20 protein-coding genes are annotated in these 23,902 nt (G+C 65.0%); 11 read left to right on the top strand and 9 right to left on the bottom strand.

Features of this window, described 5'->3' with window-relative positions; genetic code table 11:
* Positions 1 to 22: 22 nt before the first annotated feature.
* Positions 23 to 844, top strand: a complete 822-nt coding sequence (locus tag GWK61_RS00195) for an enoyl-CoA hydratase/isomerase family protein (protein ID WP_194903614.1) — start codon at positions 23 to 25, stop codon at positions 842 to 844.
* A gap of 68 nt (positions 845 to 912) precedes the next feature.
* A complete protein-coding gene (locus GWK61_RS00200) occupies positions 913 to 1,878 on the top strand; it encodes a zinc-binding dehydrogenase (protein ID WP_194903616.1) in 966 nt (321 codons plus the stop codon).
* Positions 1,879 to 2,000: 122 nt separating this feature from the next.
* Here the strand turns inward: GWK61_RS00200 and GWK61_RS00205 are convergent, their stop codons facing one another.
* From GWK61_RS00205 to GWK61_RS00245, 9 genes are all read right to left on the bottom strand, one after another.
* Complete coding sequence (locus GWK61_RS00205; protein WP_194903618.1) at positions 2,001 to 3,458, bottom strand: aldehyde dehydrogenase; 1,458 nt, start codon at positions 3,456 to 3,458, stop codon at positions 2,001 to 2,003.
* A gap of 51 nt (positions 3,459 to 3,509) precedes the next feature.
* On the bottom strand, positions 3,510 to 4,886 hold the full coding sequence (locus GWK61_RS00210) for an aspartate aminotransferase family protein (RefSeq protein ID WP_194903620.1): 1,377 nt from the start codon (positions 4,884 to 4,886) through the stop codon (positions 3,510 to 3,512).
* A gap of 74 nt (positions 4,887 to 4,960) precedes the next feature.
* A complete protein-coding gene (locus GWK61_RS00215) occupies positions 4,961 to 6,463 on the bottom strand; it encodes an APC family permease (protein ID WP_194903622.1) in 1,503 nt (500 codons plus the stop codon).
* A gap of 215 nt (positions 6,464 to 6,678) precedes the next feature.
* Positions 6,679 to 7,401 carry a gamma-glutamyl-gamma-aminobutyrate hydrolase family protein gene (locus GWK61_RS00220; RefSeq protein WP_228561507.1) on the bottom strand — a complete coding sequence of 241 codons (723 nt, stop codon included), beginning with the start codon at positions 7,399 to 7,401 and terminating at the stop codon, positions 6,679 to 6,681.
* Positions 7,402 to 7,420: 19 nt separating this feature from the next.
* Positions 7,421 to 8,164, bottom strand: coding sequence for a substrate-binding periplasmic protein (locus tag GWK61_RS00225; RefSeq protein ID WP_194903625.1), 744 nt, complete (start codon positions 8,162 to 8,164; stop codon positions 7,421 to 7,423).
* The gene (locus GWK61_RS00230; protein ID WP_323747349.1) at positions 8,154 to 9,617 is read right to left on the bottom strand and encodes an aldehyde dehydrogenase family protein; all 1,464 of its coding nucleotides are present in this window, start codon (positions 9,615 to 9,617) and stop codon (positions 8,154 to 8,156) included. The genes GWK61_RS00225 and GWK61_RS00230 overlap by 11 nt, the downstream gene beginning before the upstream one ends.
* A gap of 36 nt (positions 9,618 to 9,653) precedes the next feature.
* Positions 9,654 to 11,129 carry a glutamine synthetase family protein gene (locus tag GWK61_RS00235; RefSeq protein ID WP_194903630.1) on the bottom strand — a complete coding sequence of 492 codons (1,476 nt, stop codon included), beginning with the start codon at positions 11,127 to 11,129 and terminating at the stop codon, positions 9,654 to 9,656.
* Positions 11,130 to 11,433: 304 nt separating this feature from the next.
* On the bottom strand, positions 11,434 to 12,237 hold the full coding sequence (locus GWK61_RS00240) for a FadR/GntR family transcriptional regulator (protein WP_194903631.1): 804 nt from the start codon (positions 12,235 to 12,237) through the stop codon (positions 11,434 to 11,436).
* 33 nt (positions 12,238 to 12,270) lie between these two features.
* The gene (locus tag GWK61_RS00245; protein WP_228561508.1) at positions 12,271 to 13,065 is read right to left on the bottom strand and encodes a FadR/GntR family transcriptional regulator; all 795 of its coding nucleotides are present in this window, start codon (positions 13,063 to 13,065) and stop codon (positions 12,271 to 12,273) included.
* Positions 13,066 to 13,587: 522 nt separating this feature from the next.
* On the opposite strand from GWK61_RS00245, the gene GWK61_RS00250 reads away from it, so the two are divergent.
* The 9 genes from GWK61_RS00250 to GWK61_RS00285 all read left to right on the top strand — a co-directional run bounded on the left by GWK61_RS00250 (position 13,588) and on the right by GWK61_RS00285 (position 23,683).
* Positions 13,588 to 14,799 carry a cytochrome P450 gene (locus tag GWK61_RS00250; protein ID WP_194903634.1) on the top strand — a complete coding sequence of 404 codons (1,212 nt, stop codon included), beginning with the start codon at positions 13,588 to 13,590 and terminating at the stop codon, positions 14,797 to 14,799.
* A gap of 37 nt (positions 14,800 to 14,836) precedes the next feature.
* Complete coding sequence (locus GWK61_RS00255; RefSeq protein WP_194903636.1) at positions 14,837 to 15,025, top strand: ferredoxin; 189 nt, start codon at positions 14,837 to 14,839, stop codon at positions 15,023 to 15,025.
* Positions 15,025 to 16,254: an FAD-dependent oxidoreductase gene (locus GWK61_RS00260; RefSeq protein WP_194903638.1), complete on the top strand. Its 1,230-nt coding sequence runs from the start codon at positions 15,025 to 15,027 to the stop codon at positions 16,252 to 16,254. Before GWK61_RS00255 ends, GWK61_RS00260 begins: the two co-directional genes overlap by 1 nt.
* A gap of 226 nt (positions 16,255 to 16,480) precedes the next feature.
* On the top strand, positions 16,481 to 17,803 hold the full coding sequence (locus tag GWK61_RS00265) for an APC family permease (RefSeq protein ID WP_194903639.1): 1,323 nt from the start codon (positions 16,481 to 16,483) through the stop codon (positions 17,801 to 17,803).
* A gap of 41 nt (positions 17,804 to 17,844) precedes the next feature.
* Positions 17,845 to 19,227, top strand: coding sequence for a flavin monoamine oxidase family protein (locus GWK61_RS55795; RefSeq protein ID WP_228561509.1), 1,383 nt, complete (start codon positions 17,845 to 17,847; stop codon positions 19,225 to 19,227).
* A 10-nt stretch (positions 19,228 to 19,237) separates the two neighbouring features.
* On the top strand, positions 19,238 to 20,749 hold the full coding sequence (locus GWK61_RS00270; protein WP_228561510.1) for an aldehyde dehydrogenase family protein: 1,512 nt from the start codon (positions 19,238 to 19,240) through the stop codon (positions 20,747 to 20,749).
* Between the two features lie 88 nt (positions 20,750 to 20,837).
* Positions 20,838 to 22,241, top strand: a complete 1,404-nt coding sequence (locus GWK61_RS00275) for an NAD(P)/FAD-dependent oxidoreductase (RefSeq protein WP_194903641.1) — start codon at positions 20,838 to 20,840, stop codon at positions 22,239 to 22,241.
* A 348-nt stretch (positions 22,242 to 22,589) separates the two neighbouring features.
* A complete protein-coding gene (locus GWK61_RS00280; RefSeq protein ID WP_194903642.1) occupies positions 22,590 to 23,156 on the top strand; it encodes a TetR family transcriptional regulator in 567 nt (188 codons plus the stop codon).
* On the top strand, positions 23,153 to 23,683 hold the full coding sequence (locus tag GWK61_RS00285; protein WP_194903643.1) for a TetR/AcrR family transcriptional regulator: 531 nt from the start codon (positions 23,153 to 23,155) through the stop codon (positions 23,681 to 23,683). Before GWK61_RS00280 ends, GWK61_RS00285 begins: the two co-directional genes overlap by 4 nt.
* Positions 23,684 to 23,902 lie beyond the last annotated feature (219 nt).

Genomic DNA, 23,902 nt, shown 5'->3' on the forward strand with positions numbered 1-23,902 from the left:
AACAACAAGATCGGAGCAACAGATGGAACAGACTCTCAGCGTCGAACGTGTCGATACCGTCGAGATCGTCACGATGAATCGGCCGGAGGTTCTCAACGCGATCGATGCGACCATGGTCGCCGAGCTGTCCGAGCACCTGGATCGCTGCGCGGCGGACGACGATATCCGAGTGGTCGTACTGATGGGAGCTGGCAGAGCGTTCTCTTCCGGCTACGATCTTCGCACCTTGGACGACGATGCCACGAGACTCGGGCCGACGAAGATGTTCGAGTACGCGAGATACGTGCACGACTTCGCCGAGAAGATCTGGCGGTTCCGCAAACCGCTGATCGCCGCGACACATGGCTACTGCCTGGGTGGAGCAGCCGAGATCGCCATGCTGTGCGACCTCACGATCACCACGGAATCCTGCGTGTTCGGCGAGCCAGAGGTACGGTTCTCCTCCGCATCGCCGTCGCTCATCCTGCCGTGGTTGGTCCCTCTGAAGATCGCCAAAGAGTTGCTGCTCACCGGCGCCACCATCACCGCGCAGCGAGCGCTCGAGATCGGGATGGTCAACGAGGTGGTGCCGGACGGCGACCTGCGCGCGGCGGCACTGCGGAAGGCCCAGGTCGTCGCAACCGTCTCCCCGCTGTGCGCGCAGATGCACAAAAAGGGCATCAACGATATGTACGAGACAATGGGCTTGCTGAGTTCCATGAGGCATCACAACGTCTTGGCGGCAATGGTGGACGGGACCGCGACAGAGGAGTTCCGGAAGTTCACCGAGATCAGCGAACGTGACGGGCTGAAGGCCGCGCTGAAGTGGCGCGATGACCAGTTCAAAGACCTCGAGAACAACTGATCGCCGCCCCCGTCGTCGCCGTTCGACGACGGGGCCTCTTCAGTCCTCCCGAATTGAATGGAGAACCCATGTTTGCCGTGTATGCCGCCGAACCGAATCCCGACGATCCTCTGGCCGGCCTTGTGATCGGTGAACGGCCGGAGCCAGAGGTCCCGCAAGGCTGGGTCGCCGTGCACACTACGGCGGCGAGCCTGAACATGCACGATCTGTGGACCCTGCGGGGTGTCGGGCTCAAGCCCGAGCAGTATCCGATGATCCTCGGCGGAGACGCGACCGGCAGGCTGACCGACGGTACGGACGTCGTGGTCTATCCGTTGATCGGCGATCCTGGCTGGTCCGGCGACGAGACGCTCGACCCCCGTCGCACCCTGCTGACCGAGAAGCACCAAGGAGCGTTCGCCGACGTCCTCGTCGTGCCGGAGCGCAACGTGCTGCCGGTTCCGCCGGGGATGTCGACGGTCGTGGCGTCGGTGTTCGGCACCGCCTGGCTGACCGCCTACCGGATGCTGTTCACCAAGTCCGGCCTGCAGCCGGGTCAGACGATGCTGGTGCAAGGGGCCTCGGGCGGGGTCTCCACCGCCCTCGTTCAGCTCGGCGCCGCGGCGGGAATGACCGTTTGGGTGACCGGCCGGACGCCGGCGAAGCGCGAGCTCGCCAAGCGGCTCGGCGCGCACGCGACGTTCGAACCGGGCGCCCGCCTGCCGGGACGGGCTGATGCGGTGTTCGAGTCGGTCGGCCAGGCGACCTGGGCGCATTCGATGCGTTCCGTGCGCCCCGGCGGCGCGGTGATCTGCTGCGGCGCGACGAGCGGGCCCGCCCCGTCGGCCGACCTGCAGCGGTTGTTCTTCCTACAGGTCCGGGTCGAAGGATCGACGATGGGCACCCGGCAGGAACTCGCCGATCTGCTGTCCTTCGTCGCGAATGCCGGCATCACCCCCGAGGTCGGCCTGACGCTGCCGATGGATCGGGCTCTCGAAGGGTTCCGCGCAATGAGAGACGGCGAGACCGCCGGAAAGATCGTCTTCACTCGCTGAGTCCACACTGCCCGAGGTCCGCGAGCTGACGTCGCAGCCAGCAGCCGGCGTTCGGTCACGACCGAACGCCGGCTGCGAGTCCAGCACCTGCGCCGATGGGCAACAGTTCCGCCGTCGGCCGCCTACTGCACGACGAAGTCGCGCGGCAACCCGATGGCCTGAATCTCGATGAAGGCATCAAAACCTTCGGGGCCGAGTTCCCGGCCGATCCCGCTGGCCTTGAACCCGCCCTGAGGCGCGTCCAAGCCCGCCGGACTGGCATTGATCTCCACCGTCCCGGTCCGCACGCGACGCGCCAGCTCGATCCCGTGGAAGGGGTCACCGGTGTAGATCTGCCCGTTGAGGCCGTACTCCGAGTCGTTCGCGATAGCGATGGCGTCGTCCTCGTCGTCGTACTCGATGATGGACACGACGGGCCCGAAGATCTCCTCCCGGGCGATCCGCATGGACGGGTCGACCTTGGTGAAGACTGTGGGCTCGACGAACCATCCGCGGTCAAGACCCTGTGGCCTCCCGCCACCGGTCACGACCTCGGCGCCTTCGTCCCGTCCGATCTGGACGTACTCTTCGACACGGCGCCGGTGTACTTCGGTCGCCAAGGGACCGAAGTGAGTCGCGAGGTTCATCGGATCGCCCACGGGCAGCGAGTCGAGCATTCCCACCAGGCCCTGCGTGAGCTCGTCGGCCTTGCGCCGAGAGACCACGATGCGGCTCTTGCTGCTGCACACCTGACCGGTGTTCAGGAACGAGCTCATCCGCAGCGACTGCACGACCGTTTCGATATCCGCGTCGTCGAGCACGATCGCGGCGGATTTGCCGCCCAGCTCCAAGGTGACGCGCCGGATCAGTTCGCCGCAGATCGCACCCACCCGCCGGCCGGCGGCGACCGAACCGGTGAAGGAGACCTTGTCGACCCCCTGATGCCGCACGAGGTATTCGCTCGCTTCCCTGCCTGCCGGAACGACGTTCAGCACTCCGGACGGCAGGCCGGCCTGATCGGCCAGCTCGGCGAGCAAGTACGCGTCCAACGGCGTTTCCGGGGAAGGCTTCAGCACGAACGTGCATCCTGCCAGGAGGCCGTATGGCAGCTTCATCATCGCGGTCAGGTGAGGAGCGTTCCAAGGGACGATCGCCGCGACCACACCCACCGGCTCACGCATCACCCTCGCGAATCCTGAGGGGGCGTCGCGGTACGTATCGAACGGGTACGACCTTGCTTGGTCTATCGCGGCGTCGAGGATGGCCCTGGATCGCTGACTTTGGACAAGCCGGGACTGAGCGATCGGAGCACCCATCTCGGCGGTGCACAGCTCAGCCATGTCCGTTTCCCGCTCGGCGAGCAGACCGCTCAATCGTCGCAGGACCTCGATCCGCTCCTCCAACGGCATCCTCGGCCACGGACCCCGGTCGAACGCGTCACGCGCCGCGGTCACAGCTCGATCGACGTCCGTGGCCGACGCCGACGGAACGCTCGCGATCGGTAGTTCCGTCACTGGCGAGACAACCGTGAGGACATCAGAAGAGGCTGGTGCCACCCACTCGCCGCCGATGAACAGCCGACCGAAATCACCCTGCCACATCTCCGCTTCCGTTCCCTTCGCTGGTCTGCCTTGCCCATCCCCGAAGCGCAGTCATGTCAGGTCGGCGCTCATCAGCTCCAGGGCGTCGGCGACGATGCCGACCATCTCGTCGACGTCCTGCTCCGTCATGACGAGCGGCGGCGAGAACTGGAGGATCGGCGATCCGCGATAGAACGCCCGGCAGATGAGTCCGTGATCGTAGATGTACTGCGGGATGCGCGACGCCCAGCCGGCCAGGAGCTCACGCGGAACCGCAGCCTTGGTCGCCCGGTCGCCCACCAGCTCGATCGCGTAGAACATCCCGGCGCCGCGTACGTCACCGACCATGGGAAACCTGTAGAGCGTCTCGAGCGAGGCACGCAACCTCTTACCCATGGCGTCGGCGTGCTCGCAGAGGCCGTCGTTCTCGATGATGGCGATGTTGGCCAGAGCCGCCGCGGCCGCGACCGGATGCCCGCCGAAGGTCAAGCCGTGCTCGAAGATCGCGCCTGCTTGGAGGAAGGGCTCGGCAACCCGGTCCGACGCGATGACCGCGCCCATGGGCACGTAGCCCGAAGTCATGGCCTTGGCCGTCGTGATGATGTCCGGCTCGTACCCCACCTTGGGAGAACCGAAGAAGCCACCGAGACGGCCCCACGCGCAGACGGTCTCGTCGGCGATCAGCAGGACGTCGTTGGCATCGCAGATCTCGCGCAGACGCGCGAAGTAGACCGGATCCGCCGGCAGGCAACCACCCGCGCTCTGAACCGGTTCCAGGATGACCGCGGCGACGGTGTCAGCTCCCTCCTTCTCGATCAGGCTGCCGACCGCCTCCGCACAGTCCAGCGCATGCTGATGCGGAGACACTTCTGCCCGGTAGTTGTTCACGGCCGGCGCGTGCGCGGTGTTGCCCAGGAGGGGCCGGAACGGCTGTCTGAAGATCTCCACCCCAGTGATCGACAAGGCACCGATCGTCGAACCGTGATAGGCACCGGCACGCGCGATGACCTTGGTTTTACCCGCCTGCCCCCGCAGGGCGTGGTACTGGCACACCAACTTCCAAGCCGACTCGACGGCCTCCGAGCCGCCAGAGGTGAAGAAGACGCGGTTGAGATCTCCCGGAGCCAGCTCCGCCACCTTCTCAGCCAGCTCGACGGCGGGCTTCGTGGCAAAACTCCAGATGGGGTAGTACGCCAGCTCGTTCATCTGCCGATGCACGGCCTCAGCGATCTCGCGTCGGCCATGACCCACGTTGACGGCATACAAGCCCGCCACTCCGTCGAGATACCTCTTCCCCTTGTCGTCCCACACGTGCACACCCTGACCCCGCACGATGGTCGGAATCTCGCGGCCGGCGAAGTCCCCGAGATCCGAGTTGTGCATCCACAGGTGTCGATGTGCCGCAGCTTGAAAGTCGCCCCTAAGCTCAGCTTCCTCAGTCCGATTCACCTTGGCACCTTCTTCTACTCGGAGATAAACGAACAGCCCTGACAATCGGTGAGTGATCAGTGTGCCGACGAGACCTACTCCGGCACGGCTATCGCGCGCGAGTCCGGATCATTTTCCGCGGGGTTGTGCCTGGCCAAGAATCCGCCACCGCACCGGCTTCTCACCACCGGTCCGACGGTGTAGACCAGGATCACGGCGCCCAATGCCACGGCCGCGATCCAGATCGCGGCGTCATAAGGCGCCGGCGGCGGATTGATGACGCCATTCACGTAAATCCCCACGACCGTCACCACCACGACGACGCACGCGGCGAACGAGCCGATCCAGGATCGGGCAGAACGTCCCGGCCCTCGCAGATCGCGAACCAGGAGGACTATCGCCCCGATGGCGGCCAGCAGGTACGAGGGCGTCCACGCATAGGTGAGCAACGTCGCGACGACTGTGAATCCATTGGTGATGTCTCCGACGTCGGCCATGGTGCACACCATCGTCAGAAGACCGAGCGCGGACAGAGTGACAATCGACTTGACGGGCGTGTGAAGACGGGCACTGACATCTGCGATCCTGCGCGGCAGCAACCCCTCGGTCGCCAACGTCGCGAAGACCCGCGAGCCATAGCTGAGGAAACCTATGATGGCGACGAACGCCTCGAAGGCGAAGATGAGATCTGTCGCCTTCGCGAATGACTCGCCAAGGCCCGCCTGCACTGCCAGAGCAGCCGGAGCGGACTGGCCGGAAGCGATCTGCCGCGACGCGTCGGCGAGTCCGGGAACCTGGGCGACCGTCGGGATGATCCACATGATCGCGAGGATCACCGGAACTCCCATGAGCGCCAGTGGAACCGAGCGCTTGGGATCTTTGGTCTCGACCGCCAGCGCCGCGCAGCTTTCGAAGCCGATGAGGAACGCCAGTGCGCCCACCACGCCCTGGAAAACACCGTTCCAGGTCATCCCGCTGAAGTCGAATTGGGAGGACAGACGCAATCCGGTATGGGCCGCGCTGGCGATCGTGATCACCAGAATCGGGGGAACAGCGATGCCGCTCAGGATCAGCGATGTCCGCAGCGACGCACTGAGTCCGATGATCACGATGTAGGCCGAGATCGTCAACACCACGATGTAGATCAACGCCTGTCCCAACACCCCGTTCGCGTGGTGTACGCCGATCGACGTGAGGAAGCTGCCCGCGAACAATCCGCATTGGGCCACGACCGCCGCCAGCATCGCGATGAATCCCAGCAGGAGCGAAGCACCGACGACCCGGCGCCCCCAGGTCCCGAGCACCTCGCCCACATAGGAATACAGCGATCCCGAAACGATGTACCGGCGGGCGAAAACCCGCACTGCGGCGCCGATACAGACCGCCGCCAGCATCGCCACGAGCAGGGACGCCCAGCTCGTCTCACCGACGTAGCCGAAGACGAGAATCGGCACGAGAGCCATACCCGTTCCGGGCGTCATCGCAGTGAGCGCGAACAAGACGAGCCGCGACTTACTGAGATGACCTTGGTCAAGTCCGGCGACCCCGCCGGGCTGCCGCCCCTTCGGTGAAGGAGCAGAGGATTGCATGTCCGCCATGTGCCCCATCCCTGCCATTGGGTCCGCGCCTCGAAACGGGCGCCTTCGGACTGCGATGCCACGATCGCCCGGGAACTGACGCGTCACTTCTCGCGTCGGCCGGCTCTTGCCCCGGCCGGTGAAACCGGCTGCGGGGCCGAGCTGGGCCACTTTAAAAACACTATAAATCGCTTTTAGATGTTGTCAAGACAGCCGAGCGCCGTGCCTCACAACCGCTACAGCTCGGCGGCGACGCGTTCGCCGACATACTTCACGAACCCGCCGATCACCTGTGACCGGACATCACGCTCTGGGTGCCACAGCACTCCGAGCGCCATGGGATGCCGGTCGTGCTCGATGGATTCGACGATTCCGTCCTCCACGCTGTGACCGGTGGCGACGAAACCCGCGCCCAGCTCACCGAGGCATTGATGGTGCTCGGACATGACTTCGAGACGCTCGGCCCCGGCGAAACGGGCCGCCCATGTTCCCGGCTCCAGGCGGACTCCGTGCCGGACGAAAGGCTGCCCCGCGGGCCCCGAGTGATGATCGGCGTTGGGCAGATGCTGTACCAGGGTGCCTCCGGCGGCGACGTTGAGCATCTGCATCCCCCGGCAGATGCCGAGGACCGGGAGTCCGATCTCGAGTGCCCTGCGCGTAAGAGCCAACTCCGACACATCGCGCCGAGCAGAACTGCGGCCGGTCTCCGGCAACCTGTCCCGCCCATAGCACTCAGGGCTGATATCGGAGCCTCCGAGCAGCAGGAGGCCGTCCACCAACCCCAGCACGCTGTCAGGATCGTCTTGGATCCGATCACCGGAGGCGAACATGATCGGCTGCGCTCCAGCAGATTCGAGGGCATCGACGTACTCCTGGGGCACCAGGTGCGCTGTCAGGTCGTAATGGCCGAGCTTGATGTCGTCGAGAACCGCACAGAACCCGATTCGTATGTCTCTCATGCTCGCCTCTCGACTCTTCTCACGCCGCCGTCTTTTCCTCGAACGGATACGGCAGCGTCGGGATCCACCGCTCCCAGGTCGAACGCAGTCGCCCGTCCGCGGAGATGGTCGCGATCGCGTGATCGATGGCCTCGCGTACGTCCGGGCGGCGCTTGGAGACCGACGCCGCCCACTCGTGACGGGTCGGTACGAGGAAGGCCAGTTCCAACGCCGGGTCGTTCTCGACGACCGGAAAGCAGACCACGTCATCGTCGACCATCGCGTCGACCTCGCCGGTGCGCACGGCGGCGAGCAGGTCGGCGAACACGTCCATGGACCTGCTGCCGTCGAACACCACGATCTCCACATCGGCGAATGTCTCGGCGACCGCGAGGTTGGTGCTGTTCCCGAGAGCCGCGATCCGGCGGCCGGCAAGGTCGGCGGGACTCGTGATGCCGGATCCGGCGCGCGCCAGAACACACTCGCCGAACGCACCGTAGGGCCGGCTGAAGTCGACGATCTTCTGCCGCTCTTCGGTGATCGCCTGGGCGATCCAGATCGCGTCGCCGTTACCGGCCTCCAGGCTCGAGTGCAGCTCATCCCACCGGCAGTCGACCCACACGACCTCTCTCCCGAGCACTTCGCCCACGAGCGTGGCCACGGCGGGTTCGTAGCCGTCGAGGCCCCCTTGGTCGTTCCGGGCCCGAATAGGCAACGCATCGGGACAGTCGACCTGCAGCAAGCGAAGCGCTGAGCTGTCGGCGAAACGTGACTCAGTCCTCATATGTCGTGTCCTCCTTGATGTAGAGCGCCTTCAGATCGGAGTAGAAATCCAGCGCGTACTGGCCGCCCTCGCGGCCCACGCCCGACATTCCACGGCCCCCGAAGGGCGCGCTCGCGTCTCGTAGATTGAACGCGTTCACCCAGACGATTCCGGAGCGGATCGCACGGCCCACCCGCTCGGCGCGATCCGCCGAGCGCGTGAACACCATGCCGGCCAACCCGTATCTGGTGGAGTTGGCCAACCTGACGGCCTCGTCCTCGTCGCTGAACGTCTGGATGGTCAGGACCGGCCCGAAGACCTCCTCCTGCACGATCTCGGCGTCGTTCGAGCGCGGTTTGATCAGTGTCGGCTCGTAGAGCAGACCCCCGAGGCTTCGCCCGCCTCGAAGCAACGTGTCCCCCTGGGCGACGGCGCGCTCGACAAAGCCGGACACCCGCGCCAGATGATCCGGGTGGATGAGCGGCGGCACCGTCGTCTCGGGATCGCGGGGGTTGCCGACCACGTGTGCGTCGGTGTGTTTGCCGAGCAATGTCAGGAACTCCGCGGCGACGCTTTCCTCAACCAGCAATCGGCTGCCCGCGATGCACATCTGGCCGGCGTCGTCGTACTGGAACGCAGCCGTCTTGGCCGCCGCGTCCAAATCGGCGTCCGCGAACACGACCAGCGGGCTTTTACCGCCTGCTTCGATGGTGCAGGGGACCATGTTGTTGGCAGCTGTCTGGCCGACCGCCCGGCCGGTCCGGGAGGATCCGGTGAACGAGAGCCGCGTGAGGCGCTCGTCGGCGGCCAGGGCCTCACCGACCTCCCGCCCGAGCCCCTGAACCACATTGAGGACACCGGCTGGAATCCCGGCCTCACCAGCCAGATCCGCGATCATCGAGCAGGTGAGCGGCGCCCACTCGGACGGCTTGAGAACGACGGTGCACCCGGCGGCCAGGGCCGGCGCCAGCTTCCAGGTCGAGATGACGATCGGGGCGTTCCAGGACGTGATGATGCCGACCGGGCCGGCCGGCATTCGCTGCACACGGACCTTGCTTCCGTTGTAGCTCCAACCGGTTTCGGTCTGAGCGAGCGCCATGTCCGCGAACGCCCTGAAGTTCACAGCGCCGAATGCGGCCACGTAGGCGCGGAGCGGCCGAAGCATCATCCCCGCGTCCTCGCACTCCACGATGGCGAGCGACTCCACGTTGGCGTCTATCAGGTCCGCCAGGCGATACAGATACTCCGCACGGCCCCGGGCACCCAGCGCGGCCCAATCGTCGAACGCCGCCTCGGCGGCGCTGACCGCCAAGCTGACCTCCGCAGCGGTTCCGCTGGCCACCTGGGCTATCTCACGCTGATCGATCGGCGAGAGCACCGGAAACGAGTCGGGGCTCGGCACCCTGGCACCATCGATGTAGTGCCACGTCGAGACATTCACCCCACCGACATCGGCGTACGACACAGCGCTCACCTCCATCCTCGGCTGATGACGCCGTCGAAGAGCGGTCTACGGGATCGCATTGAGGTACATCTCCCGGTGCCAGTCCGTGACCGCGGCCATCATGAGCTCCCACTCGTTGCGCTTGCAGGCATCGAAGATCTCGTACAGCTTCCCGGGCAGCGCCTCGCGCACGACCTTGTCCTGGCTCAGGAGATCGAGCGCGTCCGCGAGGGTCTTGGGAAGAAGCCGGGCCTCGCCGTCGGTGCCTTCGTAGACGTTCACCTGCTGAGGCGCCCCGGGGTCGAGCTTGCGCTCGATGCCGTCTCGCATCGCGTGCAGGATCACAGCGTGCGACAGATAGGGATTGACGCTGGCGTCAGCCGTTTTGTGTTCGAGGCGGGGACCGCCGGTGACGCGAACGCTGCACGTCTTGTTGTCGTACCCCCAACTGCTCGTCGATGGGGCGAACGCCCCGACGTCCCACAGACGCGCATAGGAGTTCGCGGTCGACGCCAGGACCGCGGTCATGCCCCTGTCGTGCTCGAGCAGTCCGGCCAGCGCCTGTTTGCCCAGCTCGTTCAGGTGGATTCCCTTTTTCGCCTCATCGGCGAACGCGTTCTTGCCGTCCCGCCACAGGCTCAGGTTGTGATGACAGCCGTTGGCCCACCGTCCCGCGATCGGCTTCGGCATGAAGGACGCGATGAAGCCCGTTTCACGCGCGACCTGTGCGCACACCTGCCGGTAGGTGGTGAGCCGGTCGGCGGTGTCGAAGAAGTTCCCGAACGCGAAGTTCAGCTCCAGCTGGGCGAAGTCCTCGTAGTCCCCTTGGATCATGTCCAAGCCCATCGCCTGCGCGTAGCCCATCACACGTTTGACGACCTCGCGCATCTCCTCCAGGTGGCCGATGTGATAGCCCGGCGCCCACGCGTCCACCTTGAGCCCACCGGTCTCGTCACCTGGACGGAACCAGCTCATCTCCGGCTCGCAGCCACTCATCGGCTCCAGACCGAGGTCCCGCTGGAAGGTCTCGACCTGCCGTTTCAGGTTTCCGCGCGGATCCTGCTCGAGCGCGGCTCCCGGACGATCGCTGAGCGAGCTCTCGTAGGCGAAACAGAAGAAGCGGCCGTACTCCGGATCCCACGGCAGGACCCGGAAACTCGTCAAGTCGGGCATCACCACCATCTCCGCCGAATCGGGATCCGCTCCGATCAGCCGACCCGCGCGGGTCGCGCTCACGTCGGCGATAGCCGCCGGGTGCATGCGCGTGCCGTCCTCGGCGATGCGCCGGAAATGTGCCGCCGGCACCACCTTCCCGAGAACACGTCCGGTGATCGAAACAATATGGAAATAGAGGTATTTCACGCCCAGGCGCTCGATCTCCTTGGCGACCTCCTCGACCTTCGCCGAGCGGCCCTGCTGGTTGAGCTGTTCTTCGAGATCACTCACGGGCATGCTTCCTCCGACGTTTCGACTGGATGCTCCACGGACGATCGGGGCTAGGGGTACCGACGCGCCGGCCGCTGGACCTGCCGGCGAAGGCATGGAACCTCGTCCTCGACACGGGCTGGCCGGGCCCTGGCATCCATCCGCACGCTCACGTACAGATGGAGAACCGTCGATCGGCCGGTGCCGAATAGACCTGCCCCTTCAAGACAGACAAGGTGTTCATTCAGGCACACACCGGCCTGGCCATTCGCAGCGTCATGCTCACGGGCGTCGACCGCAGCCCTACGGGCTCTCTACCCGCGACGTTCGACGGCGGCATACGCGACCCGGGTTAGCCTTCGCGTTTCCATCCGTTGAACTATGGAATTATAGGTTACTGTATTATCGGGGATCGGGCCGGTCAACCCTGGATCTGGTCTCGACGCGGTGCCACCGCGATGAAGAGGTCACGTATCCCGATGACGTGCGCCGCGACCGCGCTTCGACTGCGCTCGGGGTCTCGCGCTTGCAGCGCGCGCACGATCTTCTCGTGGTCACGATCCGACGTGTGGATCATCGCCGCGATCTCCATGTCCGGCGTGAGCCTGTGAACGGCGTTCAGCATCTCGCCGAGTTCCACCTGCAGCCTGACCTCGGCAGTCGCCAGCCGAGCCGAACCAGAGCTCGCAGAGATGGCGATGTGGAACCGCGCGTCGATCTCTCGATAGGTCGCGAAGTCCGCGGCGTTCTTCATCTGGGTGGCGAGCTGACTGACCTGGGCCAGACGGTCGGCACGGGCACGCCTGGCTGCCAGCGCCGCCGCTTCCCCACTGATCGCGACGCGCAGGTCGGCGAAATCGGAAACATGCTCCGGCGTGAAGGTCGCCAAAAACGTCCGAGCCTCGTCGTCCGTGGGAGCGGCCGGGCGCTGACGCACCCTTGTGCCTCCCCCGGCGCCACGCACTGTCTCCACATAGCCGGTCTCCCGAAGGATGGACAGCGCCTCACGAACAACCGTGACCGATACCCCCAACCAGGACGCGAGCCGCGCCTCCGGAGGAAGCCGGTCTCCGGGCTGGAGGATCCCCACCCCGATCCCTTCGGCGATGCGCCGGACAACCTGGTGAGCCAACGCCTCGCCACCGATGGGCGAGTAGACGACGTCGCGAACGACCGACGCGCGTACGTCGGTGATCAAGTCCTGAACGTGGTGGGCATCAGGCATCAGTGGTGCTCCTTCGACAACGGGCGCGGCACGTCAGCCGACAGTGGGCCGGTTTCTGACTCGTCCGATCATCGCCAGCAGAGCCACACACCCTCGATCGAGGTGCGACGCCACGGCTGCTCGCGCATGCTGCGGCTCACGCGCGCGGATAGCGCGGACTATCTCCCGTTGATCGGCGACGATCAGCCTGATGACCTCTTGCTCCTGTGCGGGCTCGGCGATGGCCAGCGTCGCGAAGTTCGACTCCATCTCCAGCACGGCCTGCTCCTTCCACAAGCGCTTGGACCCGGACGCGGCAGCCGTGTTGATGTGAAGCTGGGCATCCAGCCGGACGCACTCGGCATAGCTGGTGCACGACTCGACCGCCATCACCAGTTGCTCGAGGGCCACCACTTGTTCATTGCCGGCCCGCTCGGCGGCAAGCGCGGCGGCATGCGCCGCGATGGCGCGCCGGTAGTCGAACAAGTCCTGGACGTACTCGGCGTTCAACTCGGCCGAGGTATCCGATTCCGATTCGTACCGAGCAGGCGGTGAAGACATGCGTGCGATGAACGTCCCACCGGTACGCCCACGACGAGTCTCCAGGTAACCCGCCCGACGCAGCGCTCCCAGGGCCGTACGCAACGTCATCGGCGCGATCCCCAACAACTCCGCCAACTCGGTTTCAGGCGGTAGCCGTTCCCCGACCTGTAGCAGGCCGGCGACGATCGCCTCCGTCAAGCGCCGCTGCGTCTGTTGCACCAGACTGCCGTCGACGAACGGGGAGAAAAGCAGGTCTCGTTGGTCGGCATGATCTTCCGATCCAGGCGACTGTGATTTCGCTACCATTAGAGGCTATAAGTTACCGCATAGCACTGGCCCGGGCCAGTTCCAGACATTGCGCGACCACGCGGCGCCGATCGGGTTCCTGCCGGCCGGAGGAGGTCGCGCCACCTCCTGCGAACGCGCGCCGCACGCTCGATACCGTTCACCTGGCCGTTCTGGCTTTCGGCCCGCGGCCACCACGCCAGGCAATCTGACAAGGCGACCGGTTCGCGCGCCCGAACCGCTTCCGTTCACCACGAGGGCGTCGAGGGCCCTTGGAGCACTGGGACAGGTTCGCCCCTACCTTTCGAAGTTCGCTCACCTCTCCTGCCGGGCGACTCCAGGCAGCGTGCCCGGCTCGCACCCGACTCGCAGGTTCCCAGGTGAAGGACACGTCGTCGATCCCCCGCAGCCCTTACCCGCCTGCAGAGGCGCCGACCGGCGACGACTCTGCCGAACACCGCCGGCCATCGTCCGGTTGAAAAACCGTAGCATCTACTTCTAGAGTGTTTAGCGTTCCTGCTCCTCAACTCAGAGAGCGTGCTCATGTCACTGGAATCGGCCCTCGCGCCCGACGCGGTCCCCGCGCTCAACGTGACCGACCCGTCCTTCTCGATCACCTCCACCGAGGTCCACGACGCACGGGAACGCAGCTGGTACGCCACCACCCCCTACGGGTTCGCCGTCCTCCGCTACGACGAGGTGGGTCACCTGCTCAAGCACCGCAATCTCCGCCAGGGAAGCGGTGCGTGGCCGGCACTGAACGGCGTCACGGAAGGCCCGTTCGCTCGTTGGTGGGCCAGTTGGATCCTGCACAAGGAGGGTGCCGACCACAACCGTCTGCGCCGCCTGATGAACCCCGCTTTCTCGTCCAAGGTCATCGCCCCCTTGGCGCCCCGCTTTCAGAACCTGGCCGCCGAGCTGGTCGAAGGCTTCCAGCACGGCGAGAGCTGCGAGTTCCTCTCGGAGTTCGCCGAGCCGTACGCGGCGCGAGTTCTCGCGATCATGCTCGGGCTCCCGGAGGACGAATATCCCGTCATCGTGCGGGAGTCGAATACTTTGGCTCTGGCACTGGGTGTCTCCATGCGAAACGACATGCCCAAGATCGAGAGTGCGCTGAGCAATCTCTACGCCTACGCCGACGCCGTGATCGCCGATCGGCGCGCCCAGCCACGCGCGGACTTCGTGAGCGCGCTGACCAACGCGACACTTCCCGAGGACGGACGGCTCAGCGACATCGAGCTCCGCGATGCCATGGTGATGCTCATCCTTGGCGGGTACGACACCACACACCGCCAGCTCGGCCTGGCGATGCAGACCTTCAGCCGCCACCTCGACCAGTGGGACCTGCTCCGAGAGCGACCCGAGCTTGGCAGCCGGGCGGTCGAGGAGGTCATGCGAGTGAACCCGACAGTTCGGTGGGTGACCCGCGAGGTCCTGGAGGACTTCACCTTTCAAGGATTGGACCTGCTGGCGGGCACCACCATCCACCTCTATACGGAAGCCGCCGGCACCGATCCGAGGTCCTTCGACAACAGCTTCGACATCACCGTGGAACGTCAGCCGCACTTCGGATTCGGCGGCGGAGCGCACCACTGCCTTGGACACTTCGTTGCCCGTTCCGATATGAGCGAGGCGCTCACGCTGCTCGCACGCCGGCTGCGCGGCATCCGGATCCTGCCCGGCCAGAGCTGGCTGCCGGACTCCGGAAACACCGGGCCTGTCCGGTTGCCCATCGGCTTCACACTCTCGGACTGACAGCCACGCCGACCAACGGAATCACCAGGAGCCCCCCATGCGCGTCATCGTCGATATGGCCAAATGCCAGGACCACGGTCAGTGCGCTATCGCCGCGCCCGACGTGTTTCGCATCAACGACCAGGGCAGTCTGGAGTACGAGACCTCCCCCGCCGAGGAGGTACGCGACGACATCGAGGAGGCAGCGGATGTTTGCCCGGTGCAGGCGATTCTGGTCGAGAACTGATGGCCGGCCCGCCTCGGATCGCTGTCGTCGGCGGGTCTTTGGCGGGCCTGCGGGCGACTGAGCAGCTGCGGTCCGCAGGACACTCCGGTCCGATCACGGTATTCGGAGCAGAGGCGCACCTGCCCTACAACCGGCCGCCACTCGCCAAGGAAGCCCTGGCTTCCAGCGATCACCAGAGCATTACCGAGCTGGCCGAGCGTTTGCTCCTTCGCCGGCGGGCGAGCACGGGCGACGTCACGTTCCGGCTCGGCGACCCCGTGATCAGCGCAGACCTGGCCTCTGGCACGCTGATCACCGAAGATGACCATTACGCTTCGTATGACGGACTCGTTATAGCCACAGGCTTGCGGCCGCGGAGGCTGAACGTCCCCGGCCCCGCTCTCGGACGCCATGTGCTGCGCACAGTCGAAGACTGTCACCGGATCCGCACTGCGATCGCTCCGCCGAGAAACCTGCATGTCGTGGTGGTCGGGGCCGGCTTTGTCGGCTGCGAGGTGGCCTCGACGCTGAGCAGCCTCGGTCACACCGTGACCATCGTGGAACCCGCCGGCCCGCCGATGGTCCGAGTGCTCGGGCAGATCGTCGCCGACGCCGTCCAGCGCCACCATGAAGGGCACGGCGTCCGATTCGTCACCGGGGGTGAAGTCGCGGGCTTCACCGGTGATGCCCGGATCGATGGCGTCGCGCTGAGCACCGGCGAAGTGCTGCCCGCGGACCTCGTCGTCGAGGCGATCGGCTCGGCCTGCAACGTCGAGTGGTTGCAGGGGAACTCACTCGACCTCCGCGACGGCGTACTGGCCGGAAACGACCTTCTCGTCGCAGGGACATCCCGAACGGTCGCGGTCGGCGACGTCGTCAGATTTCCCAACCCGTTGTTCGACGACATCCCTCGACGAGTAGAGCACTGGTCGATCCCGGGAGACACCGCAAAACGCGCTGCCGGAACGCTGCTGTCACTTCTCCGGGACGAGCCACCTGACGTAGTCCCCTTCGCCCCGATCCCGTCGTTCTGGAGCGACCAGTTCGGACTCCGGTTCCAAAGCTACGGCTCACCCGGGCTCGGCGATGAGGTCGTCGTCACGGAAGGCGACACCGCTCATCTCGGCTCCGGGCTACTGGCCACGTACCACCGCTCAGGACAGCACGTCGGAACGCTCGCCCTCAACCTGAGTCCAGCTCGCCAGCGCGAGCTACGGTCCGCATTTGTTCAAATCGGTTCGACAGCATGAGGTTCCAATCCAGTTCGAGCATTGTCGCCCACGCGGCACGTCGACTCTTTCAACTCGACCGTACATACGGTACAGTCCCAAGAATCCGCTCAACCATCGAGGCCGACTAGAAGTCAGGACAGCCATGGTCACTGAGAGGCAACAGACGACAGTTGTAGTACCCCCCGCCGATTCGCCGGCGACAACGCGACCCCTGTCGCCCGCGAGGGCGATTTCCCTAGGCGTGGTGGGAATGCAGTACGGGCCTTTCATGGGAGTATTCGGCGCGTACTCCATGGCATACGCGGCCGGTGCGCCCGGACTCGAGCTCCTGACCACCATCGTCCTGTTCATCTGCCTCGCGAAGGTCGTCGCGTACTTCGCCGCGCGACAGGCCGGTACCGGCGGAATCCTCACGTATACATCCACGAACACCGGTTACGTCTCATCCTTCGTCGCAACCGCCGGACTGTTCACCGGATACATCGCGATGATCGGCTCCACCGTCACCGCCACCAGCGTCTTCGTCACGGGCGTGCTGTACAACATGGGATTCGAAAGCGCCACCCAGGGCGGATGGCAGATCGCAATCCTGGCCCTTATCGCGGTATCGACGACAACCGTCTGCTACTTCGGCCTCGACGCGTCCTTCTGGGTCTCGGCAATACTCGGCCTGACGTGCATACCGGTCATCGCATGGCTGCTCATCCAGTACGCGGCGCATCACGGCATCCACATCGCACCGTTGTTCGATGTATCCCATTTCAGCCTGAGCACCTCATTGGCCGGCATGGTCTTCATGTCGTCGGCGTTCATAGGATTCGACGGACTGGCGACGCTGGCAGCGGACACCGCTGAGCCGCGAAAGAATATGCCCCGAATCCTGTACGCGACAGTTCTGTTCGGCGCCCCGATGCTGGCGATCAGCCTGTTTCTCCAGTGGCCGATCGCGAACACCGACGCCTTCGCCGCAGGCGAGACCGCGTCCTCAATCATGGCGAAGCAGGGCGGCGTATCGTGGATGGCAATACCGATCGACGTGCTCATCAGCGCCAGCATGATCGCCGCGGCCATCGCCTTTCTGAATTTCGCCGCCCGCATGATCGCCACAATGGGTGATATCGGGCTTCTGCCTCGTTCGCTGGGCAAGCGAAGCGAACGCGATGGTACGCCACGCCGTGCGACCATCGTGGCGGGAGCTCTTTCGCTCATCGTCCCGATCGGTGTAGCCCTCCTCGTCGGCGGAATACCGTCGAACGCGGTCGTCTACCTGGCAGCCGCGATCGGCTATTCGTGGGGCATCGCATACATCGTCGTCGCGATTGTCGCAGTGCGGGTAGTCGCCCGCAATTGGCGGTCGAAGTGGGGAGTCGCCGCGGCGGCCGTCGTCTCCGTCATCGGCTTCGTCGCGTTCGAGATCAACGGACTACGCCGGGGCTTCACATCGGCCGACGCGACTCAAGCATGGATCTGCGTCGGAGCCACTGCCGTTCTCACCGGGGTCTTCCTGCTTGTCCGGAAGCGCAGCTCGTACGACATCGATGTCACGGCTATCGACGGTGTCGAATAGAAACCGAACACATGCGAGATCCAGAAGGCAGGGAGCAGAGAATGAAAAACGAATCCGAACGATACGATGTCATCGTGGTCGGCGGAGGTTTCGCAGGACTGGCGGCGGCCCGCGATATCGCTGAGCGAGGGCGTTCCGTCTTGCTCCTGGAGGCACGTGACCGCTTCGGCGGCCGCACCTGGACTGACAAGGTGACGCTCGACGGCCACGAACTGAACGTCGAGATCGGCGGACAGTACGTCAACACCGACCGGCAGCTGTACTTGAAAGCCGAACTGGACCGATACGGAATCGGGGTCCGCTCCGGCCCCACACCGCAGTCATATCCGACACTGCTCGCCGGACACCATCTTCCCGGCCCGGTACCCGTTCCCACCAGCGAGATGATCGACCTGGAGCGGGTCGCATTCCAGATCATGACCGACTGCCGCCGGTTGCGGGTCGGAATACCGCTGGATCAGCAAAATGCCCAAGATCTGGACATCCCTTTCTCGGAGTATCTCGATCGGCTCAGGCTCCCGGCAGCCACCCGTGGCTACATGTCGTACATAGCCGGCGCCTGCGGAGGCATGCGCGCGGAAGAACTGTCCGCCCTCCTGGTTCTCTTCCGGTTTGCCGACGCCGGCTACAGCGCGCTTGCCTTTATGGACGAAGCATCCAGCTCCATCGACGGTGGATCCGGACTTCTCGTCGACGCGATGACGGCGGATTCACGAGCGGACATGAGGCTCAACACCCCGGTCGCAGCCATCTCCCAGGTCGGTGATGGTGTTGAGGTCGTATCCCGAGACGGCCACGTCTTCTCCGCCGAGCTGGCGATCGTCGCCGCCCCTCTCGCCTGTTGGAAGGACATCCAGTTCAGTCCGTCACTCAACGAGCACAAAACCGAGGCAAGCGCAGAGAATCACGCTTCACGGGAAGCCAAAATCTTCATGCAGGTGCGGAACGCTCCACCTTATCCGCACAAGATAGCGGACATAGCCGATACCAACGGCGGATACGCACTCTCGACAGTCACCGATCTGGGTGACGACGGCCAAATCATGCTCGGCTGGTGCGTTGACGTGCCGGACGATCCTTCGTCGTTCGACTACACCCGAAAGGGCGCTGAGCGCTTTCTCGGCGCGATCCTGCCGGATGCCGAGCTCGTCGATTTCTACGCCTACAACTGGGTGGCAGACGAGTGGAACGGAGGAAACGGCCATTACGTGGCTTTCAGAGCAGGTCGCCTCAGCAAGTCCCACTCGCACTTGAGCACCTCCGAAGGACGGATCCATTTCGCCGGCTCCGATGTCGCGATCTCCGCACCGGGCTGGATCGAGGGCGCGTTGGAGATGGGAGCGAAGGCCGGCGCCGAAGTCCTCCGAGACCTTGATCGGATCGATCGGGAACGACGGGCTCTGCGACCCGTCCACGAGGGTTGAGATCTCACCCTTGAAAGACAGTCCCAAAGCCACCGCGGAAGGCAAGGCCGAAGTGAATCGCGAATTGCTGAACGTCATCGACGGCACGGCTCGCCCGGCACGGGCAGGTCAATGGAGCGAACTGGTCGACCCCTCGACCGGTGAGGTCTGCGGACGTGCCGCGCTCTCGCGCGCCGCGGATGTCGAGGAAGCGTTCGCATCCAGTCTGGCTGCCGCTCAAACGTGGAACCGCACTACCCCTGGGCACCGGCACCGACTTCTTGAACACCTGGCGGCACAGGTCGCGGCACGCGCGGATGAGTTCATCGACGCGGAGTGTGTGGATACAGGTAAGCCGCGGACCAGGCTAAGAGACCACGAAATTCGTTCGGCCGTCGAGGACATACGGTACTTCGCAGCCGCCGCGAGGTCTCTCGAGGGCAGGGCATCTGGGGAATACATGACGGGCCACACCTCGGTGATCCGCCGGGAGCCCATCGGGGTGGTCGGCCAGATCGGGCCGTGGAACTACCCGTTGATAATGGCCGCGTGGAAGATCGGCCCGGCCCTCGCCGCCGGAAACACGTCGGTGTTCAAACCGGCGGAGACAACTCCCTCGAGTGCGGTCCTGCTGGCTGAGATCGCCGCTGAAGTCTTGGGTCCAGGCGTCCTGAATGTGGTCACAGGCGACCGGGAGACCGGCCAGGCCATCGTCGAAAGCGCGGTTCCCGGCCTGGTCGCACTCACCGGATCGGTACGCGCCGGACGAGAAGTGGCGGTGGGCGCCGGCGCCAAACTCACGCGTGTCCATCTCGAGTTGGGCGGCAAGGCGCCGGCGATCGTCGCGCCCGACGCAGACCTCGGGTCGCACGTTCCTGCGATGGTTCTGGCTGCCTATTTCAACGCGGGGCAAGACTGTACTGCGGCGACACGGTTCATCGTCCACGCTTCGCGCTACGACGAGTTCGTAGAGATGTTCACCAACGTCGCGACCCGCCTCCGCGTAGGTGCACCATCCGAGCCCAAGGTCTACTACGGTCCCCTGAACAACGCAGCCCACCTGGAACGTGTCGAGGGTTTCCTGGATCGCTTGCCACCGCACGCAACAGTTCTGCTCGGCGGCAAGAGGGTGGACAGGCCCGGCTTCTTCTTCCCGCCAACGGTCGTCGTCGACGTGCGCCAGGACGACGAGATCGTTCAGGACGAGGTCTTCGGCCCTGTGGTGACCGTGCAGTCATACCGGGATGACGAGGAGGCGCTCGCCCTGGCGAATGGAACGGCGTACGGACTCGCTGCATCCATTTGGACAGACTCCCTGAAAACAGCAAGCTTCTACACTCGCGAGCTCGATTCGGGATGCGTTTGGGTCAACTGCCATCTTCCCACAGTTCCCGAAATGCCCCACGGCGGCTTCAAAGACTCCGGCTACGGCAAAGATCTCTCCATCTACTCGCTCGAAGAGTACACGCGCATCAAACACGTCATGACGTTTGCGGACGATCCTTACATTCGCATTCACGAAGACGGATCGGTCGTCATGTGATGGCTGCTCCCACAAGATACGGAATCCTTACGGGAGACCAACTGGTTCGGCCCTGTGCAAGGGTCGCGTACATCCGAGGCGGGCGGTCATGACATCCAACCGTTCCGAGGCCTGGTACAGGTCCCGCTCCCTTTGGCTGGATGAAGTCGACCTCGGAGCCCCGCGCATTACGCTGTCAGGTGACGTGCATGTCGACGTTGCGATCATCGGTGGAGGCTTCACCGGTCTGTGGACCGCGTACTACCTCGCCGTCGCCCGTCCGGGACTACGCATCGCAGTCCTGGAGCGCGAAATCGTGGGATACGGCGCCGCCGGCCGCAACGGCGGATGGGTCGGAGCGGGGATCGCTGGGAGTTCGGCCGTGTACGCGGCAAAGGCCGGTTGGCAGCGCACTCGTCTTGCTTCGCATCTGACGGAGCAGGCCGTGGATGAAATCGGTGCTGTGGCGGATGCGGAGGAAATCCCCTGCGACTATCTGAAGCGCGGGACGCTGACCATCGCACGAACCACTCCACAGTGGCAGCGACTGCAAGCCGAGGTAGATCACGCAAAGACGACGGGCATGCTGGCTCCAGGCGTGGAGTTGCTGTCTCCGGAGCAGGTCCGGGACTACGTCGCTGTCCCAGAAGTCGTCGGTGGCGCGTTCACACCGCACTGCGCTCGTGTCCAGCCTGCGCAACTCGCCCGCGGGCTGGCAGCGGCATGCGAACGTCGCGGGGTGTCCGTTTACGAGCACACGGAGGCGACGAGTGTGCACTCAAACACCGTGGTCACAGCCGGCGGTGTGGTGAGAGCCTCGTCCGTGCTGGTGGCGACTGAGGCATGGACGTCGAGGTTCGCCGGTCAGCGACGTCGGTACATGCCTCTCACTTCGATGATGGTGGCCACTGCCCCGCTGACCGCTGAGCAGTGGAAAGCTCTCGGATGGCCGCCCGGACTCACCATCCGCGACCGCAGGCACCTGTTCTTCTATGCCCAGCGAACCAGCGATGATCGTATAGCGATCGGCGGACGTGGCGCCCCGTACGCTCTACGAGATCCGCTCGGCGAGTTCGACTCTGCTCAGTCGGACAACACCGCCATCTGGGATCGGCTGATACGAACCCTGCATGAGCACTTCCCCGGCACAGAGCAGCACACCGTCACTCATCGCTGGGGAGGAACACTTGCGGTACCTCGCGACTGGTCCATGGGAGTGCGCTACGACCACAGCACAGGACTCGGCTGGGCAGGCGGATATTCCGGTCACGGGGTTGTCGCGTCCTATTTGGCCGGACGCTCACTGTGCGACCTTGTCCTTGGTGTGAATTCGCCGCACGCCGACGCTCCTTGGGTCGGTCACAAGTCGCGTCGATGGGAACCGGAGCCGCTTCGCTTTCTCGCTGCCAATGGCATCGTCCGCGTTCTTGATAGCGCAGACCGTCGCGAAGACTCCACGAACCGCGCGGCCTGGCGAGCCAAGCTCGTGAAGCCGTTCATGCCGCCGGCTTGAGCAAGTCCTGCGATGCGCGCTGTCGCGGGCGGAGGACGTCGCAGCGGCACATGCCTCGGGTGTCGAGCCGACGGCGAAGTGGAGTCGGACCACGCCAGGTGAGCGTTCGCTTTTACAGACACGGCTGGCAAAGGATCTGTCCATGTACGCGGTCGAGGAGCACAAGTGGATCAAGCACGTCATGACGTTCACCGAGGATGACTTCGTGCGACGCGGCGACAACGGGCAAGTCGTCTACTGACGGCTCCCGACATCGGCGCTCCCCGCCCTGCGACGCCCCTGTGCGGCCAGGACAGGGCGGGATCAAGCGAGAGATCACCAGAGCGGGGAAGTTGGCAGCCTGACGTGGTGGAGGCGACAAACGCGGCTGCCGGGGGCACTCGGCAGCGAATCATTCGTGCCGCGCTGGTCATCGCGTTACGGGAGGGCCCCGCGTCCGTCACCGTCGACGCCGTGATGAACGAGACAGGGCTCAGCCGCGGTGGTGTGACCCACTACTTCGCGTCGCAGCACACGCTCCTCAAAGAAGTCCTTGCGGCCAGTCTGAGCAGTTACACGAAGCGGCTCGGCGCCGACGACCCCGCGCCGGACGAGGCCGACAGGACCGCAGCCTACGCGTCGGCGACGTTGGACCCCGACAGCCTCGACCGTGTCGCCCTGATGCTCGGCCTGGCCGAGGCGCCGGCCCTGCTCGGCGAGTGGATCGCGCTGTACCGCCGACTGGACGACGTCGAGAGGGGGTCCAGCCGGTCCCGGGCCGACATCCTCCTGCGCCGACTCGCGGTCGACGGCCTGTGGTGGACACGCGTGACCGACCCCAACAGGTTCACACCGGAACAGTTCGCGGCGCTCGTCCAGGGCGCCATGGGCTGGAAACCCAGTCGCGACGCGCTGCCTGAAGCGGTCCAGGCGTGAAGGCCAAGCAGCGCATTCTCGACGCCGTCCCGGTGATCGCGACGACGCGGGGCTTGTCTCACGTGACGCTCGCCGCGCTCAAAGAGGAGTCAGGCGTCAGCAAGAGCGGCATCCTGTACCACTTCGGTTCCAAGTCCGACATCGTCCAGGCACTCATCGATCTGATGCTCAAGCACGGGTCCGAGGTCGAGGCCATCGGTGATGACCCGGGGTCGGTGCGCCGGCGCGATCTCACCTACGCACAGTGCACCTTCGACCCGGCCTATTCCGCCATCCCGCTTCCTTGGGCCTTGGCCATCACGACGGCCCCGGAACTCATCGATGAGCTTTCCCGACAGGCCCGCCGAATCGACGCGCTAGAAGCCGATCTTCCACACGACGAATGGGTTTCAACGATGCTGACCCGCTTGGCCCTGGACGGCTTGTCGTGGAGCGACCTCATCGACAAGCAGCGTTTCACCCCTGAGGAGCGCGACGAGTTGTTCACTGTCCTCGCCGGCTGCCCCGAGAATCAGGTCCACCCCTAGCAAGACCGAGCACATGGTGCCGAGAAAACGGTGCCCGGCTCATGCCACAGGCCGAGCCGCCAAGCCCGGCTCTCCGTCCGCGACGATCCCGAACCGGAGCCTGGCCGCAGGTCAGCCGGCATCGGGGTATCAAGCCGCAGTATCCGTGGGCCGGGCTCCACCCGGTCGCACACGCTCCGATTTTCACCAAAACTGTACCGTACATATGGTACGGTTTTG

Source organism: Catenulispora rubra (assembly GCF_015356825.1).
Classification (GTDB): Bacteria; Actinomycetota; Actinomycetes; order Streptomycetales; family Catenulisporaceae; genus Catenulispora; species Catenulispora rubra.